The sequence below is a fragment of the Francisella sp. 19X1-34 genome (genome assembly GCF_041102755.1).
GTDB lineage: Bacteria > Pseudomonadota > Gammaproteobacteria > Francisellales > Francisellaceae > Francisella.
In genome coordinates this window covers 1-16,339 of sequence record NZ_JBGCTX010000018.1, presented here as the reverse complement: position 1 = coordinate 16,339, position 16,339 = coordinate 1, and the positions used below count along the sequence as shown (strand labels likewise).

Genomic DNA, 16,339 nt, shown 5'->3' with positions numbered 1-16,339 from the left:
CTATACACAAAATACAAAACAACTGTTTTTACAGAAATGAATATGAATATTTCGCAGAAAATTTCTCAAATAAAACTATCACATCGTCGAAAAAATATACTAACCAACGAATGGGTTCTGGTATCACCACATAGATTAAATAGACCATGGCAAGGTCAATCTGAAGAAAATACAAAAGATACGCGTCCAGAATATGATGAAAATTGCTACCTTTGCCCTACAAATACTAGGGCTAATGGAGAAATAAATCCAAACTTTGAAGAGACATTTATATTTGAAAATGATTTTTCAGCTCTTTCAAAAGATAAGATAGCTACAGACCTTGAAATAAATGATGATTTATTTCAAGTCAGTGGCGCTACAGGGGTTGCAAAAGTAGTCTGTTTTTCTGCAAAACATAACTTAACTATGGCATCTATGCAAGAAAATGACATTGTCAAAGTTATTAATCTTTGGTCAGATGAGGTATCAGCTTTAAGTAAAAAATACCAATGGGTTCAAGTCTTTGAAAACAAAGGAGCTATTATGGGATGCTCAAACCCTCATCCTCATGGACAAATATGGGCTTGTGATTTCATACCTACAGAAGCTCAAAAAGAAGAGACTTCACAAAAAGAATATTTTGAGAAGAATAAATCAAATATGCTTTTAGACTATACAAATCGTGAAATTAACGAAAAAGAAAGAATAGTTTATCAAAATGATGATTGGTTAGTTGTTGTACCATTTTGGGCAACATGGCCTTATGAAATATTACTTTTACCAAAGTTTAAATGCTCTCACCTGAACTTTTTAACTGTAGGGCAAAAAATATCACTTGCTAATACTCTTAAAACCTTATTAATAAAATACGATAAACTTTTTGATACATCATTCCCATACTCTATGGGATGGCATGGTTCAATAAGCGCTAAAGAGTCTGATCATTGGCAGCTTCATGCACATTTTTACCCGCCTTTATTACGCTCTGCTACTGTTAAAAAATTTATGGTAGGTTTTGAAATGCTTGGTGAATCTCAAAGAGATATTACACCTGAACTAGCAGCACAAGTATTAAGAGAGTTATAGTCATGAGTAGTTGCATCAGAGATAATTTAGTTAGCCGCTTTAAAACTTTATATAGCTCTTTACCAGAGATGTTTTTTTCTCCTGGTAGAGTCAATCTAATTGGTGAACATACTGACTATAATAATGGTTTTGTAATGCCGTTTGCTATAAATAAAGGCACATTTATTGCTGTCACAAAAAGAGAGGATAATACAGTTAATGCATATAGTGAAAACTTAGATGACTCAACATCTTTTGATCTAACAGAAACTAAACAAGAGATATCGAACACCTGGCAAAACTATATAAAAGGTACTATAAATATTATCAAAGAAGAATTCTCAGCTGATATTAAAGGTGCCAATATTTATATCTTTAGTGATTTACCTTTTGGTGCTGGACTATCTTCATCAGCATCTTTAAATACTGCTATTGCGTATGCTTATAATGAAATTTATAAATTAAATATTTCTAAACTGAATCTTGCAAAAATTGCTCAGAAAGTAGAGCACAATTATATTGGCACTAAATGTGGCTTAATGGATCAAATGGCATGTATATTCTCGCAAGAAAATTCAGCTACTATGATTGATTGTAATAATGATACGCATAACAATATCCCTTTTGAGTTAGATGAACTATCTGTTTTAATTGCAGATACAAACATTAAACATAATTTAGCAGATTCTGCCTATAATAAGCGCAGACAAGTTTGTGAAGATATTGCAAAATTTAATAATATAACATCACTAAGAGAACTAGATAATCAAAAGCTTGAGAAAACTAAAGCTAATTTCTCTGAAGAAGATTATAAGCTAGCTTTACATGTCTTTACAGAGAATCAAAGAGTAATAGATGCTACTAAAGCAATGCAGTCTAAAGGCTGGCAAAGCTTAGGTAAGCTAATGTATCAGTCACATAACTCACTAAAAGATGACTATAGGGTAAGTTCTGATGAACTAGATTATCTAGTGGATTTATCAAGACAGTTCGATGGAGTTTATGGTGCTAGAATGACTGGAGGTGGTTTCGGTGGTTCTACAATACATCTTTTACCAAGCAAAATTGTTAAACAATATAGTGATTACTTAGAAAGCAACTACTATGCAAAGTTTAATATAAGACCAAACTTTTATATTTCAAAAGCTTGTCAAGGAACGCATAAGATCTAAAATATTTTTTTAACTTTCTCTACTAACTCTTTTTTAGCTTGCTCTGTATACGACTTAGATTCAATATTTCCCCAAACTGGAGCTGGCCAAACTAAATCATTCTCAAAACGTCCTACAACATGAATATGCATTTGTTTGACAACATTACCTATAGTGGCAACATTTAACTTATCTACATCGTATTCTTTAACTATAAAATTAGATAATTTATTAATAATCTTATTTACATTATACTGAACTGAATCATCAAGTTGATACCACTCCGTTCTCTCTGTAAAAGGTACTACTATAAACCATGGTACAGTAGAATTATTCATCACTAAAATTTTACAATCTAAATATTCACAAACTTCAAAAGTATCCGCTTCTAAACGAGAGTCTAGTTTAAACATTGAAAAGCCCCCTTATTTTTTCTAAATCTTGTTGAGTATCAACTCCTGCAGGCGTTGGCTTAAGAGCTTGATCGACCGCTATCTTATAACCATTATATAAGACTCTTAGTTGTTCAAGTGCTTCATACTTTTCTATAGGTGATACAGTCAGCTCCGCATAATGTTTCAAAAAACCAACTCTATACGTATAAATACCAATATGTCTAAAAAATTCCGAAGCATTAACTTTTAGATTTTCAGAATGTCCTCTTTCAAAAGGAATTGAAGCTCTGCTAAAGTACAATGCATAATTATTCTTATCAAAAACTACTTTAACATTATTAGGATTATAAATATCTTCAGCATCTAAGATCTTCTCACAAAGAGTAGATACTACAGCATCTTGCTTATCTATCAATAACTGTGCAGCTTGCTCAATATTTTCTACTGGTATTAGAGGTTCATCGCCTTGGACATTAACTACAACATCTTCATCATCAAATCCCAAACTAGTTACAGCTTCAGCGATTCTATCTGTACCAGATTCATGATCATCTCTTGTTAAGATTACTTTTGCACCAAAACCTTCTGCAATATCTTTAATCTCTTGAGAATCTGTAGCAATAATTATACTTTTGAATTTAGATTTAGATACTTGCTCATATACTCTTTGAATCATAGGCTTACCTGCAATATCAGCAAGCATCTTACCAGGCAAACGTGTTGATTTAAGTCGTGCAGGAATTACAACATGAATATTAGTCATATTTCTTAACCTCTTCCAAAGTTAACTTCTTTGCTTCTTCAACCAACATTACTGGAATATTTTCTCTAATTGGATAAGCTAGCTTATCTGCCTTACAAATTAATAACTTATTCTCTTTATCATAATGTAGGCTTGATCTACATGCCGGACATACCAATACATTTAAAACTGAATGATCCACTATTTCACCTCGATTATAAATTCGTATTTATCTTCTACTTGCTCTGCTTTGACAAGTATATAATCATTAACTTTACACCATGCTGGTATATCATGCATAGTTCCAGGATCTGTGCATATTACTTTTAGTTGTTCACCTGAGCACATACCTCTTAAAGCATTTTGTGTCTTAATCACAGGCATAGGGCATAATAATCTTTCAAGACTTAATTCTTTCATACTATATATACCACTCCTGTTTGATCTCATCTGCTGGCATAGGTTTTACAGTTACTTCTTTGCTTGTTCCATCTGTATAGTTAAATACCATAGTCACACTCTCAGCATTTTTACCTTGAGTAAATCTACCTAAAACACTCGCTGTAAACTCTTCATCAGCCTTATCAAAATCACCATCTATTAAAATTAATGGACCTCCATGAGATGAACAATACACATGAGTAAATTGATTTTTATAACCATTTAGATAATTGTTCTCACCCTCTTCACGACCAATTATTAGTTTGTACTCTGGCTTAAAACGAAGATGTCTACCAACTTTTAAAAGCATAATATCATCAAACTCATACTCTTTTGAATTACGTGCTTGCCATAGATCAACTAGCTTATCAGAATATTGCTTATCTGTAAGGAAACAGCAGCCTCCAGCAGGAGAAGCATAGTCTTCAATACCCCAATCACGAGCCATTTTCATCTGCTCTTTTCTACCACGACCTGTGATTCCCATTAGCTTAGATCTATCAACCCAACCTTCTCTCTCAGGCTTAGTCTCTGGTAAGTTTTTTGCACTCAATGGTCTAAGTAAAAGATCATCAATACCTGATTGTTTTTGTACAACTGGCATAGTGCTTTTACGCTGAGACATTGGTCTTTGGCCAATAACTTCACCTGTTATAATAAAGTCAAAACCATTCTCTATAGCCCACTCTTTTGCTTTACGCACCATAAAGATTTTGCAATCAAGGCATGGATTCATATTTGCACCATAGCCATATTTAGGATTTAAAAGTACATCTTTATATTCTTCTATTACATCAATGATATGTAACTTTATGCCAAGTTGCTCAGCAACCCATAGCGCATTATTTCTTTTTTGCTTTTCTTTATCATGCTTACGGATCGCATGAGTATGTCCTTCAACACAAAACCCTGTAAAAAAGTTTATACCTTCAACATGTATTCCTTGCTCTAACATAAGTTTTGTTGCAAGCATTGAATCAAGACCACCAGATATTAGAGATATTGCTTTTCTTTGTTTATTTTCCATATTATTTGTAGTTTTAAAATTCAAATATTAAATATTTGTGGTAATTTTAACATATCAGCATTTTATAACTATAGTTTTTGTTGAATGCTATGCTTCTAACAAACTAAACCGATATTTTTTATTATAGAAACTAGCTATATAGTAACCAACCAATGTGCCAAGCATTGACCCTGCGATTAAATCACTAGCAAAGTGAAAATACATAAGTAGCTGACTTATCACTACTAAGACAGCTAGTAAAGCCCATAGCCAACGTAACTTAGGAAACAATATCCATGCTGCTACTGAAAAAGATATTATAAAAGTTGCATGCCCAGATGGAAATGAACCATAGGCATTACCTGAATGAAACCAGTTAAAACCATAAACATGGTCTCTAATTAACGATGGGTTATTATCAATAAAAGTAGCTGTCCAATATCTACTAAATATCCCCTTCAAAAAATCTTTTATAACTTGTCCTACAACCATAGCATTTGCTATCAATAAAACTTTATAATCTAAATCATTAAGCTTTTTCATTATAAGTTTAATAAAAAAATAGATGTAAAATATAGGAATTATTTTTTTGAGATAAAAGACTATATCATTTGCAAGAATTTCTAATATTTTATAGCTTCTAGAATGATGATCATGTAAAAACCATACTATTTGTCTATCAACAAAAAAATAGCAGAAAATTATAAGTACTATTCCAATTATAAAAAATAAAGCAAGATTTCTCATGTTAGACATTATTAATTAATCTCCTATATTACAAATTAACGACTAACTTTACCACAAAATAATTTATCTACATATTTAACTTTATTAATTTTCATAAAAATCATAAATTCTAATGAAAGCACTCCCATATCTCTTGAGCTAGTTTTTTACTAATTCCTTTTACTTTAGCAATCTCATCAACTGATGCTTTACTTAACTCTTGCCAACCGCCAAAATACATTATCAATGCTTTACGGCGCTTAGGTCCAACTCCTTCAATCTCTTCGATAATTGATGATTGCCTATTTGAGCTAACTTTCTTTCTTTGGCCTTTAATAGCATGATCATGGGCAGAATCTCTAACTTGACGTAAAAGTAAAAACCCTGGATTATGCTCATCTAAGGTATACTCAGTATCATCAAAACCTTTATAGATCTTTTCTTTACCACTAATTCTCTCAACACCTTTACCAAGACTGACAAGCTGAACCTTATCTTGAATGCTAAATTCTATAAAAACTGACTCTGCCTGATGGATCTGACCTTTACCGCCATCTATTATCATTACATCGGGAAGATTATCAGCTTCTAATCCTGAGCTTACTCGACGTGATACAGCTTGATGAATAGCTGCATAATCATCTCCTGCTTTGACATCCTTGATATTGTACCTACGGTGAGATTTACGATCTTCTCCCTCATCTGTATAGACAACGCATGAAGCAACAGTTGCCTCACCTTGAAAATGTGAGATATCAAAACATTCAATACGCTTAATATCTTGATCAAGCTCAAGAAACTCTTTTAATGAATCTAAGCGTTTTTGATATTGTGACTTTGAGCTTGTATATATGTTTAGCTTTTGACGAGCATTTACCTCTGCTAACTTTAACCATTTAAGATTATCTGCCGCTGGCGCTAATATCCAGTTTATTGACTGACCTATTTTTTGTGAAATACTTGTCATAAGATCTTGTATCTCACTAAAGTCAACTTTTGATAAAATTATATTTTTTGGCCAAATATTACGGATTTCATCACCTAAATAAAAATGTGATAAGAACGCATGCATTATTGAGGTTTTATCCTGACCTTTTGCATCGATACTCCAGTGCCTATCTGCAACAACATCACCATTTTGAATCTGTAATAAAGCAATACTTGCATAACTATCTTGTATATAAATACCAATCACATCAAAAGTTTTATCAGCTTGTATATCTACTATTTGTTGTTGTTGTAACTTACGTAGAACTACAAGTTGATCACGATAGATCTGAGCTTTCTCATACTCCATATCTTCCGAAGCTTGATGCATCTTCTCAGATATTTCTTGCAAAACACTACTAAACTTACCTGCTAGAAATTTCTTTAATATGGCAAGTTGCTCATCATATTGTTCTTGAGAAACTAATCCTACACATGGAGCTAAGCATCGTTTAATCTGATATTGTAAGCATGGCCTGACTCTAGATTTATAATATGAGTTTTCACATTGTCGAATAGGAAATATCTTTTGGATAATATTTAAAGTATTCTTTACTGAAGATATCGAAACATATGGACCAAAGCATTGACCTTTTTTATATGCTGATTTACCACGATAAAAAGAAACTCTAGGAAATTTATCGCGTGAAATCACTAGATATGGATAACTTTTATCATCTTTGAAAAGGATATTATATTTAGGTCTATGTTGTTTGATTAAATTATTCTCTAATAAATATGCTTCATAATCACTTGGAGTAATAGTTATCTCAATTCTAACAACTTGAGCTGCCATCATTAAAGTTTTACTATCTTTAGCACCTTTTGAAAAGTAACTATTTACTCTATTTTTAAGATTCTTTGCTTTACCTACATAAATTATCTCACCATGTTTATCAATCATACGATAAACGCCAGAATGAGTCGTTAAGTTAGCCAAAAAGCTTTTTAAATCAAAATCTTTAGAATTATCAGAAATCATCTAATTTTTATTAACTAATATATATGTGAAAATGTTACCATATATACAATTTAATTTACCCTACATAACACAAAATAAACTACATGTACGAAATAATTTCTTTTATAGAAAATAAAATATGGATTATTGAATACCCTATAAGATATTCAGGTGTTAAATTTAGCTCTCGCACAACATTAGTAAAATTAGATGATGGTTCAATTCTTATCCATTCACCTTGTAAAATTGATGAAAAACTTAAACAAGAAATACTTAAACTTGGTGAAGTTAGTTATATATATGCACCAGGCAATTTCCACCATTTATATATTAGCTCAGCTCAAAAAGCTTTTCCGAATGCTAAAACCTATATCTGTGAAGGCATTGAGAAAAAACAACCTAATCTAGAATACGATGGTATTCTTACGGAAAAAGCTTTACTAAATGAATTTAAACAACAACCTATTCTTGGCTCTAAAATCATGAATGAAGTTGTATTGCTGCATAAAGAGACAAAAACTTTGATTGTTGTTGATATCATAGAAAATATAGGTAGTAAAACTAAAAATACTGGCTTTGGTATTAAAATATGGTGGTTTATTTTTAGAATGTGGAACAAAGCAAAACCAGCACCAGAATATCAACTAGGATGGAAAGATAAAAAATTAGCAGCTCAATCTTTACAAACCATATTAGAATGGGATTTTGATAAGATTATCTTAGCTCATGGCAACCTAATTACTCATGATGCTAAACAAATTGCTACTTTAGCATGGAAAAAACCTCTTAATAAATTATAAAAATGATAATAAATACAAATAAACAATTAAGCAGTTTAATAATAGCCTTAGAAAATACAAATAGAATTGCCGTAGATACTGAGTTTTACTGGATGCGCACATACTATCCGGAACTTTGCCTCATTCAAATAGCTACAGAAAATGAAGTCTTTTTGATAGATACGCTTGTAGAGCTAGACTTTTCACCTCTTAAAAAAATCTTTGAAGATTCTAATATCGAAAAGATTATTCATTCCGCAACAAATGATATTCCTATCATCAAAAGATTTTTTGATTGTGAAGTTAATAATATTTTTGATACTCAGCTTGCAGCAACATTTCTTGGTTTCCAAACTCAATTATCATTAAAATCTCTTATGAAAGAGATACTCGATATAGATATGGAAAAAGAATCTCAGTTCTCTGACTGGCGTAAAAGGCCATTATCAGAAAAGCAAATAAATTATGCAATCAAAGATGTTGAACACCTTATAGAAATACGCGATCACCTTAGCGCAAAGCTTGATATGAGCGACTATAAAGATTTTTATGAGCAAGAGCTTCTAGATATTCAAAAGACAGAATTTAACTCCGTCGAGCTTATTCATACAAAGATAGGTAATATCCAAAAGTTTGAAGAAGAAGTCCAAAAAAATGCTATAGCAATAGCACAATGGCGTGAGCAAGTTGCTCAAGAGAAAAATATTCCTGTAAGATTTATGTTTAATAACAAAGTCCTATATCTCATAGCTCATATGAAACCAAAATCTATTGATGACTTTAAGCACTACGAGCTACAAAAGCTTAAACCTTGGCTAAAAAAAGCAATCATAGATATAGTTAAATCAGCGCATAATGTACAAGATAGTTTAATTGAAAAGAAGCAAATAAGTAACAAAATATCTTCCGATATCAATAATAAAATAGTTGCTTACTTTGATTCTCAAACTAAGGATTTTGGCTTTGATAGTAGCTTAATTGCATCTCGAAAAGATATAAAATCTTTAGCATATAATCTAGGTGTTGATAGTAATTACACTAAAGGTAAGTTATTAAATGGCTGGAGACACAAAGTAGTTGGTAAAAAATTAAAAGAGTATATACTAGGTATCATAAAATAATATAATAGAATACTCTTCTCTTTCTTATGAATTATATAACTCGAAATTCTAAACTTTTTCCAATAGTACTAGCATTATTTGCATCTTTACCTCCTCTAGCTGTAAATACCTATGCTCCAGCAATATCTTTAATAGCTAAAGACTTTAGTGTAAGTAATAGTACAGTTCTGACAACATTTGCTACTTACTTTATTGGCTTTTCTTTTGGTATGCTTTTTTGGGGTGCTATATCTGACAAATATGGACGTAAAAAAGTTATTATAATAGGCAGTGTTATCTATATAATCAGTACTATCTCATGCTCATATAGCTATAATTTTCAGATGCTTGAAACTATGAGACTAATTCAAGGATTAGCGGATTCTGTCGGAGCTGTTGTAGCATTTTCAATTGCTAGGGATTGTTATAAAGGAGCTCAACTAACTAGCCTTATAGCAACAATTATTATGATATTGCTTATATCTCCTATAGTAGCACCAATTATTGGAACTATACTTACAGACTTAACTCATACCTGGCAAAGCACCTTTCATTTTCTTACTTTTTACGGTGTCATTATGCTTATATCGGCTTGTATAATTGAAGAAACACTAGATCCCAAAGATAGAAAAAGTAGCCTACTAAAACTAATCCCAAGTTATTTCCAACACTTAGTGAATATCAGATTTATACTAGCTACACTTGCAAGTGGAACTATTTATGCAGTGCTATTCATATACATATCATCATCTGCTTTGATATATCTTAACGACTATGCAACAGGGTCTTTTTGGTACTGTTTTTATTATGGCGCATGTTGTGTAGCCTCTATATTTGCAAATATGATTATTAAAAAATATTCTAGTGGTGTGCAACAATTAAAGTTTTTATATTATAGTATTTTTCTAATTGCTCTAAGCTGCATTGTTTTAATAATATTTAACAGTCTAAATTTAGATAATGCTCTAATCTATACTCTCGCAATGGTACTTCTATGTGCGTGTGTATCTTTTGGTTCCACTTTGATATATTCATTTGCAATAGATCAAATAGATCATAGCTTTGGTACAGCTAATTCTATAGTAAATTTCGCCAAAAATATAATTGCTGCTAGTGGTAGCTATATTATCAGCTTTTATCATGGCAGAGATCTTGTAATTGCATCACCATATACCCAACTTAGCTTTTGCATATTAACAATAGGGCTTTTATTTGGTGTTTATAAATTAAACCAAAGAAGCTTTTAGGTTATGCGATTATATTTACATAAGCCTTCTCTAGCAAGTATTCTTTTTTGATTACTTCAAGTGCTAACTCATGAGTTGATTCAAGAACAACTTCTGGGGCACAGCCATCCTTATAAGCTTCTAACCATCGCAAAGCACACAAGCACCACTTATCTCCAGGTTTAAGGCCTGGAAAATCAAAAAGTAAATTCGGCGTTGATAAATCATTACCTTGAGATGCGGTATACTCTAGAAACTCTTTACTCATTATCCCACATACAACATGGCGAGCTGTATCATGCTGATCAGTACGACAAAAACCATCACGATAAAACCCTGTTATTGGCGCTAAACAGCAAGGTTTTAAATCAGTCCCTAAAACATTCTTTTGAGTTGCCATCTTGATACATCACTAAACATAGTAATAAACCAATAATAGAATAAGAAAGCTATTAAATAAAGGTTTTATTTAAAGAAATTAAAGCTTAGATATATCTGCAACATCAGCAAAAAGCTTATGAAGATTAGCAAGTAATGTGATTCTATTTTGTCTGACTTTGATATCCTCATTCATAACCATAACATTATCAAAGAATTCACTAACTACTTTATCTAAACTACTTAGTAGTTCTAAAGCATAACTATATTCTCTATTTCTTATATATTTTTTAAGATCAGGGGTGATTTCTTCTATACTATAAGCTAATGCTAACTCATATTCATTACTAGTAGATTTTGCTAACTCTATATCATAAGCATCTGCTTTTTCTTGAACATTTTTAGCTAGAATATTAGCTACACGTTTATTAGAGGCTATCAAGCTTTGTGCTTTATCTAAACTATTAAAATTACTTACAGCTTTTACTCTAGCTGCAAAATCTTTTATCGAATCATAATTAGTATTATTAATAGCTTCAAAAGAGTTTACTGTGACACCCTCTTCTTTATATAAGTTTTTCAATCTATCTATGCAGAAAGCTATAACTTCAGTTTTAACATCAGTGTTAAAATCTAAATTATTAATCTTTTTATAGCTATCTATAGTAGCATCAATAACTTTTTCTAAAGGAATATCAATACCTGTATCTCTTAATATACGTAATATCCCAATAGCTGATCTTCTTAGTGCAAATGGATCTTTATTTCCTGTTGGTTTTTGTCCAATACCAAATATACCAACTAAAGTATCTAATTTTTCAGCTAAAGCAACACATGCAGAGACATCAGTTCTTGGAAGCTCCGCACCTGAGTATTTAGGCCAATATTGTTGTTCTATAGCATCAGCGACGACTTCAGACTCACCATGTGCTTTCGCATAATATTTACCAATGATCCCTTGAAGATCAGTAAACTCAAAAACCATATCTGATATCAAATCTGCTTTGGCTAGTAATCCTGCTCTATAAGCATGTTGTGTATCAACATCACTTAGTTCTGCTAAACTTTGTGATATATTCGCTATTCTTTGAGCTTTTTGATACATATTACCAAGTTTATTTTGGAATGTTACATTCTCTAACTTTGGCAATAGACTATCTAATGAATGTTTTAGATCTGTGTCATAGAAGAAGGCAGCATCTGCTAATCTTGCATTCATAACTTTTTGGTTACCAGTTGTTACTAATTCTGGCTTTTTACTTTGAATATTTGAAATTGTAATAAAATGTGCAACCAAGTCACCATTATTATCTAAAAGAGCAAAACATTTTTGATGCTCTTCCATTGACGATATTAAAGCCTCTTGAGGAACCCTTAAAAAATCTTCGTTAAAGCTACATAGCATCGCATTTGGATACTCAATAATAGCACAAACCTCTTCAACTAAATCTTCATCTAAGACAACTTGATAATTATTTTGTTTAGCAATAGTTTTTGCCTGCTCAACAAGCATATGCTTACGTTGATCCCAATCGACTAAAACCATAGCATTAGCTAATAAATCAACATAATCATCTATATTTTGAACAGTTATAGCTTCTGGATGATGGAATCTATGCCCATAAGTTATATTACATGCTTTATGACCTAATATTTGCATGTCAACAACATCTTTACCATATAAGGCTAAAACCCAATGTACGGGTCTTACAAACTCAACTGATGAGTCACCCCAACGCATCATTTTTGGAATAGGTAATTGTTTTAAAGCTTTTGTAATAATATCTTGAAGAAGTTTTACTGTAGCTTGGCCTGTTTGAGTCGTTTTATAGAATAGTTTATCACCCTTTGGAGTCTCTATTTTATCTAACTGATCTAACTCTACACCACAAGATTTAGCAAATCCTAAACCAACTTTAGTTGGCTCACCATCTTTATATGCAATGCTTACTAAAGGCCCTTGCTTTTCAACTACTATGTCATCTTGTGATGATGCTAAATCTTTGATTATAAAAGATAATCTTCTTGGTGAAGCAAACCATTTTGTAGCAGCAAAATCTATTTTTGCCTCTTTAAGTTGGCTTTCAACACTAGCCAATAATGATTGAGATAACTTTTTAAGGGCTTTTGGAGGTAACTCTTCTGTACCTAGTTCAAATAAAAAATCTTTTGTAACTGTGCTCATTTACAAACCTTATAAATAAATGTTTATTTCTCGTTAACTCTCTCTCAAATATCATGCTAAAGCAATTATATTGAGATCCTAAAACTAATTCAGGATAACGAAAAGTATTATTCTTATAAATATTGAGCTATATTATAACTTAATAACCCAAAGAATTTAACTAATAATCATGTATGTTTATTGATACTCATTGCCACTTAGATTTTGAAGTTTTTGATAAAAATCGTAATGATTTAATACATAGATGTAATGTTTTAGGAGTTAAACACTTTATAAATCCCGCTACTCAAAGAGACTCTTGGGATAATTTAATATCACTAAATAAAGAGTTTAAGGATATTCATATATGCTTTGGGTTACATCCTATTTTTATAGATAAACACTCTATTTCTGATTTAAATGATTTAGAATCATACGCACAAAAGATACCAACAAAATTAATTGGTGAAATAGGTCTTGATAAAAGGTTTGATAATTTTGATAAACAGTTCGATTTTTTTTCAACTCAAGTCAGTATCGCAAAAAATCTTAATAAGAAAATAATTATACATTCTGTTAAATCACATAATGAAGTCCTCAAAACCATCAAAGACTTAAAATTCAAGCATGGTGGAATTATTCATGCATTTAATGCTAATTATGATATTGCTCAAAAATATATAGATCTTGGTTTTAAACTAGGTGTTGGTGGCATACTCTCATACCCAAGGACAAAACTCAAAGACACTTTAAGTAAAATTGACTCTAAAGATATAGTTTTAGAAACAGATTCTCCTGATATGCAACTCTATAATAGTAATGAAAATATTAATACTCCTAAAAATATACCTAAAATTTTTGAACTTTTAAGCAATATTTATGATCTAAATCCTGATATACTAAAACAACAAATTTATAATACCAGCTTAGAATTTATCTAAAATGTATATATCCAACTTACGTCTACAAAACTTTAGGAATATACCTTTTAAGAGTTTTGATTTTAAAGATAATGTAAATTTTATAGTTGGTAAAAATGGCTCTGGTAAAACTTCAATTTTAGAAGCAATTTATTTTTTATCTCACAGTAGATCATTTCGTAGTTCTCAACTAAATAGAATAATAAATCATAATGCTGATGAATTTACAATTTATACAAAATCACATAACCCGGATGAAATAGTTATCTCTATATCACGTAAAAAAAATAGTAACAATATTTCTAAATTGAATAGTGAAATTCAAAAAAATCATGCTGAAATAACACGAACTCTCCCAATACAACTAATGAATCCAGAAAGTTTTAATCTCATAAACTCAGGAGCACAACAACGCTGTAAAGTTCTCGATTGGGGTGCATTTTATCTTGATAAAACTTTCTTAAAAATATGGCAACAAACTAAATTTCTAGTTAAACAAAGAAACTCAGCTCTTAAACAAAACTACCCTTATGCTTATATAACTAGCATAGATAAAAAACTTTGTGAGTTTGCCAATATATTAGATACAAAAAGACAAGTTTACTTTACAAAACTAAAGCCTAAAGTTTATGAAATTCTTTCACAATTTAATCCAGATTTGAATCTAGATATCGAATACTCTCGCGGTTGGAATTTGCACAAAGAACTTGCACAAGTGCTTGAAGAGTCTTTTGAATATGATAATAGATATAAAATTACCAACCATGGTCCTCATAAAGCAGATATAGTTCTAACAGTCAATAACAAGCCTATACAAGATATTTTCTCAAGAGGTCAACAAAAACTTCTTATCTGCGCTATCAAGTTAGCTCAAGGTGAGATACATAATATTGAAAATGAAAATAAATGTATTTATCTGATCGATGATATAACCTCAGAATTAGATGCTACTCATACTCAAACACTATTTAACTATCTAAAAAAGCTAGAATCTCAGGTTTTTATCACCACTACAGAGAAAAATAAAATAGATAATTTTATTGATTTAGATAGTCATATTTTAGAGATATAAACATTACAGGATTTTAGAATAATGAAAAATCTATTACTCACTATTTTTGCAATATCACCTATTTTAATATTTGCAGATACTTTATGCGATGGTAATACTTATCAAATAAATAAATGCTTAAAATCACAAATGCAAAAATACGATAATAAACTAGATAAAATACAACACCATGATATTAAAAACTTTAAAGAATATCGTAATAAAATATGCTCTGATATTAGCTCTACTTATAAAGGTGGGACTTATGAGTCAGTTAAATATGGTAACTGTATAGTTTCTATGGATAAATGGTATTTAAAACAACTACAAAAATAACCATACCCTAATTACAAGCCCAAAATGTACTATTTGTGCTACAAAACCCATTTGCTTGATTCATTAATTCAATTGAGTTAAGTACTTCATCTTTAACATCACTATCAATATCTGCATTCTCAAGCTGACCTATAGAATTAAATGTTATACTAAAACCTTCTCCATTGTATGTTCCATTAGCATAAACTAATCCATTAGGATGAGTATACATTTGATATGTTTCTCTAAATGTCCCAGTTTCTGGATCATACACACCATCACCATTACCAGCTCCTTGATAATATCTAGCCTGGAATTGTGAGTTACCATCTATTATAGTTTGATCCTCCCCATAAGAATAACAGGTATAGCCACTTGGGCAATCATAGCTACCCCACTTATCACTTTCTACTAATTCAACCTGATTCTCGGTAGAAGCTTGATTCGTGGTAGTCTCCCTACAACTACTAGGAACTTGAGACTCTGTTAGACCAATTCCAATACAACTCCAAACTATTGATCCTGAACTTATTGTTGGAACTATAGATATTGATGATCCTGACACTATTTGCGCTGTACTTAAAATGATAGCTCCATCATCACCTATACTAGAACCACTTGGCATATCTACTAGACTCTCAATAGTATAATCTAATGCTAAATTATTATTTATAATATATTCAGATGCATTTACCTTAGCTCCCCCTAGTTTTTTCAATTCAGAGCCTATCCTCGCGCGAATAGTATAATTTGAATACATAGGCGTAGCAATTGCAGTTATAGCTATAACAACCATCAACTCAATCAATGAAAAACCCTTACTAATCATCTTTAATCCTAATATTTAATTATTAAATAATTTCATAGATTCATTAGGTTCTGTGCACAAAAAATATAAATTAGATTGAAAATAGCTAAACCGTTGTTATTTAAAAGTTGAAAGACAGTAA

Annotated in this window: 18 protein-coding genes; 8 read left to right on the top strand and 10 right to left on the bottom strand. The window is 31.1% G+C overall.

The genetic code is table 11. The features are described from left to right. Positions 1-42 precede the first annotated feature (42 nt). On the top strand, positions 43-1,068 hold the full coding sequence (locus AB8E56_RS04200) for a UDP-glucose--hexose-1-phosphate uridylyltransferase (RefSeq protein WP_329478333.1): 1,026 nt from the start codon (positions 43-45) through the stop codon (positions 1,066-1,068). Between the two features lie 2 nt (positions 1,069-1,070). Further along, the gene (galK, locus tag AB8E56_RS04195) at positions 1,071-2,219 is read left to right on the top strand and encodes a galactokinase (RefSeq protein WP_329478291.1); all 1,149 of its coding nucleotides are present in this window, start codon (positions 1,071-1,073) and stop codon (positions 2,217-2,219) included. Here galK and AB8E56_RS04190 read toward each other — a convergent pair. The 7 genes from AB8E56_RS04190 to uvrC all read right to left on the bottom strand — a co-directional run bounded on the left by AB8E56_RS04190 (position 2,216) and on the right by uvrC (position 7,477). Continuing rightward, the gene (locus tag AB8E56_RS04190; protein WP_329478288.1) at positions 2,216-2,611 is read right to left on the bottom strand and encodes an HIT family protein; all 396 of its coding nucleotides are present in this window, start codon (positions 2,609-2,611) and stop codon (positions 2,216-2,218) included. The genes galK and AB8E56_RS04190 overlap by 4 nt on opposite strands. Continuing rightward, positions 2,604-3,356, bottom strand: coding sequence for a 3-deoxy-manno-octulosonate cytidylyltransferase (kdsB, locus tag AB8E56_RS04185; RefSeq protein ID WP_329478285.1), 753 nt, complete (start codon positions 3,354-3,356; stop codon positions 2,604-2,606). The genes AB8E56_RS04190 and kdsB overlap by 8 nt, the downstream gene beginning before the upstream one ends. Beyond that, positions 3,349-3,537 carry a Trm112 family protein gene (locus AB8E56_RS04180; RefSeq protein WP_192578126.1) on the bottom strand — a complete coding sequence of 63 codons (189 nt, stop codon included), beginning with the start codon at positions 3,535-3,537 and terminating at the stop codon, positions 3,349-3,351. Before AB8E56_RS04180 ends, kdsB begins: the two co-directional genes overlap by 8 nt. Continuing rightward, positions 3,537-3,755 (bottom strand): sulfurtransferase TusA family protein, encoded by a 219-nt coding sequence (locus tag AB8E56_RS04175; RefSeq protein WP_329478281.1) that lies wholly within the window; start codon positions 3,753-3,755, stop codon positions 3,537-3,539. The genes AB8E56_RS04180 and AB8E56_RS04175 overlap by 1 nt, the downstream gene beginning before the upstream one ends. A gap of 1 nt (position 3,756) precedes the next feature. Continuing rightward, the gene (locus AB8E56_RS04170) at positions 3,757-4,803 is read right to left on the bottom strand and encodes a tRNA (5-methylaminomethyl-2-thiouridylate)-methyltransferase (protein ID WP_329478279.1); all 1,047 of its coding nucleotides are present in this window, start codon (positions 4,801-4,803) and stop codon (positions 3,757-3,759) included. Positions 4,804-4,890: 87 nt separating this feature from the next. Next, on the bottom strand, positions 4,891-5,538 hold the full coding sequence (locus AB8E56_RS04165; RefSeq protein WP_329478277.1) for a phosphatase PAP2 family protein: 648 nt from the start codon (positions 5,536-5,538) through the stop codon (positions 4,891-4,893). 100 nt (positions 5,539-5,638) lie between these two features. Continuing rightward, the gene (uvrC, locus tag AB8E56_RS04160) at positions 5,639-7,477 is read right to left on the bottom strand and encodes an excinuclease ABC subunit UvrC (protein ID WP_329478275.1); all 1,839 of its coding nucleotides are present in this window, start codon (positions 7,475-7,477) and stop codon (positions 5,639-5,641) included. An 83-nt stretch (positions 7,478-7,560) separates the two neighbouring features. On the opposite strand from uvrC, the gene AB8E56_RS04155 reads away from it, so the two are divergent. From AB8E56_RS04155 to AB8E56_RS04145, 3 genes are read left to right on the top strand one after another with little or no spacing between them, the layout of a single operon-like run. Continuing rightward, the gene (locus AB8E56_RS04155) at positions 7,561-8,256 is read left to right on the top strand and encodes a DUF4336 domain-containing protein (RefSeq protein WP_329478273.1); all 696 of its coding nucleotides are present in this window, start codon (positions 7,561-7,563) and stop codon (positions 8,254-8,256) included. A gap of 2 nt (positions 8,257-8,258) precedes the next feature. Further along, positions 8,259-9,356: an HRDC domain-containing protein gene (locus AB8E56_RS04150; RefSeq protein ID WP_329478271.1), complete on the top strand. Its 1,098-nt coding sequence runs from the start codon at positions 8,259-8,261 to the stop codon at positions 9,354-9,356. 26 nt (positions 9,357-9,382) lie between these two features. After that, positions 9,383-10,582, top strand: coding sequence for a multidrug effflux MFS transporter (locus AB8E56_RS04145; protein WP_329478269.1), 1,200 nt, complete (start codon positions 9,383-9,385; stop codon positions 10,580-10,582). A gap of 1 nt (position 10,583) precedes the next feature. Here the strand turns inward: AB8E56_RS04145 and AB8E56_RS04140 are convergent, their stop codons facing one another. After that, a complete protein-coding gene (locus AB8E56_RS04140) occupies positions 10,584-10,961 on the bottom strand; it encodes a DUF2237 domain-containing protein (RefSeq protein ID WP_329478267.1) in 378 nt (125 codons plus the stop codon). A gap of 78 nt (positions 10,962-11,039) precedes the next feature. Next, on the bottom strand, positions 11,040-13,124 hold the full coding sequence (gene glyS, locus AB8E56_RS04135) for a glycine--tRNA ligase subunit beta (protein ID WP_329478265.1): 2,085 nt from the start codon (positions 13,122-13,124) through the stop codon (positions 11,040-11,042). 173 nt (positions 13,125-13,297) lie between these two features. On the opposite strand from glyS, the gene AB8E56_RS04130 reads away from it, so the two are divergent. From AB8E56_RS04130 to AB8E56_RS04120, 3 genes are read left to right on the top strand one after another with little or no spacing between them, the layout of a single operon-like run. Further along, complete coding sequence (locus tag AB8E56_RS04130; protein ID WP_329478263.1) at positions 13,298-14,044, top strand: TatD family hydrolase; 747 nt, start codon at positions 13,298-13,300, stop codon at positions 14,042-14,044. A gap of 1 nt (position 14,045) precedes the next feature. Then, a complete protein-coding gene (recF, locus tag AB8E56_RS04125; RefSeq protein ID WP_329478261.1) occupies positions 14,046-15,095 on the top strand; it encodes a DNA replication/repair protein RecF in 1,050 nt (349 codons plus the stop codon). A 21-nt stretch (positions 15,096-15,116) separates the two neighbouring features. Then, positions 15,117-15,410 (top strand): DUF1311 domain-containing protein, encoded by a 294-nt coding sequence (locus AB8E56_RS04120; protein ID WP_329478259.1) that lies wholly within the window; start codon positions 15,117-15,119, stop codon positions 15,408-15,410. Positions 15,411-15,417: 7 nt separating this feature from the next. Here AB8E56_RS04120 and AB8E56_RS04115 read toward each other — a convergent pair whose 3' ends face one another. Continuing rightward, positions 15,418-16,218 (bottom strand): prepilin-type N-terminal cleavage/methylation domain-containing protein, encoded by an 801-nt coding sequence (locus AB8E56_RS04115; protein WP_329478257.1) that lies wholly within the window; start codon positions 16,216-16,218, stop codon positions 15,418-15,420. Between the last annotated feature and the right edge of the window lie 121 nt (positions 16,219-16,339).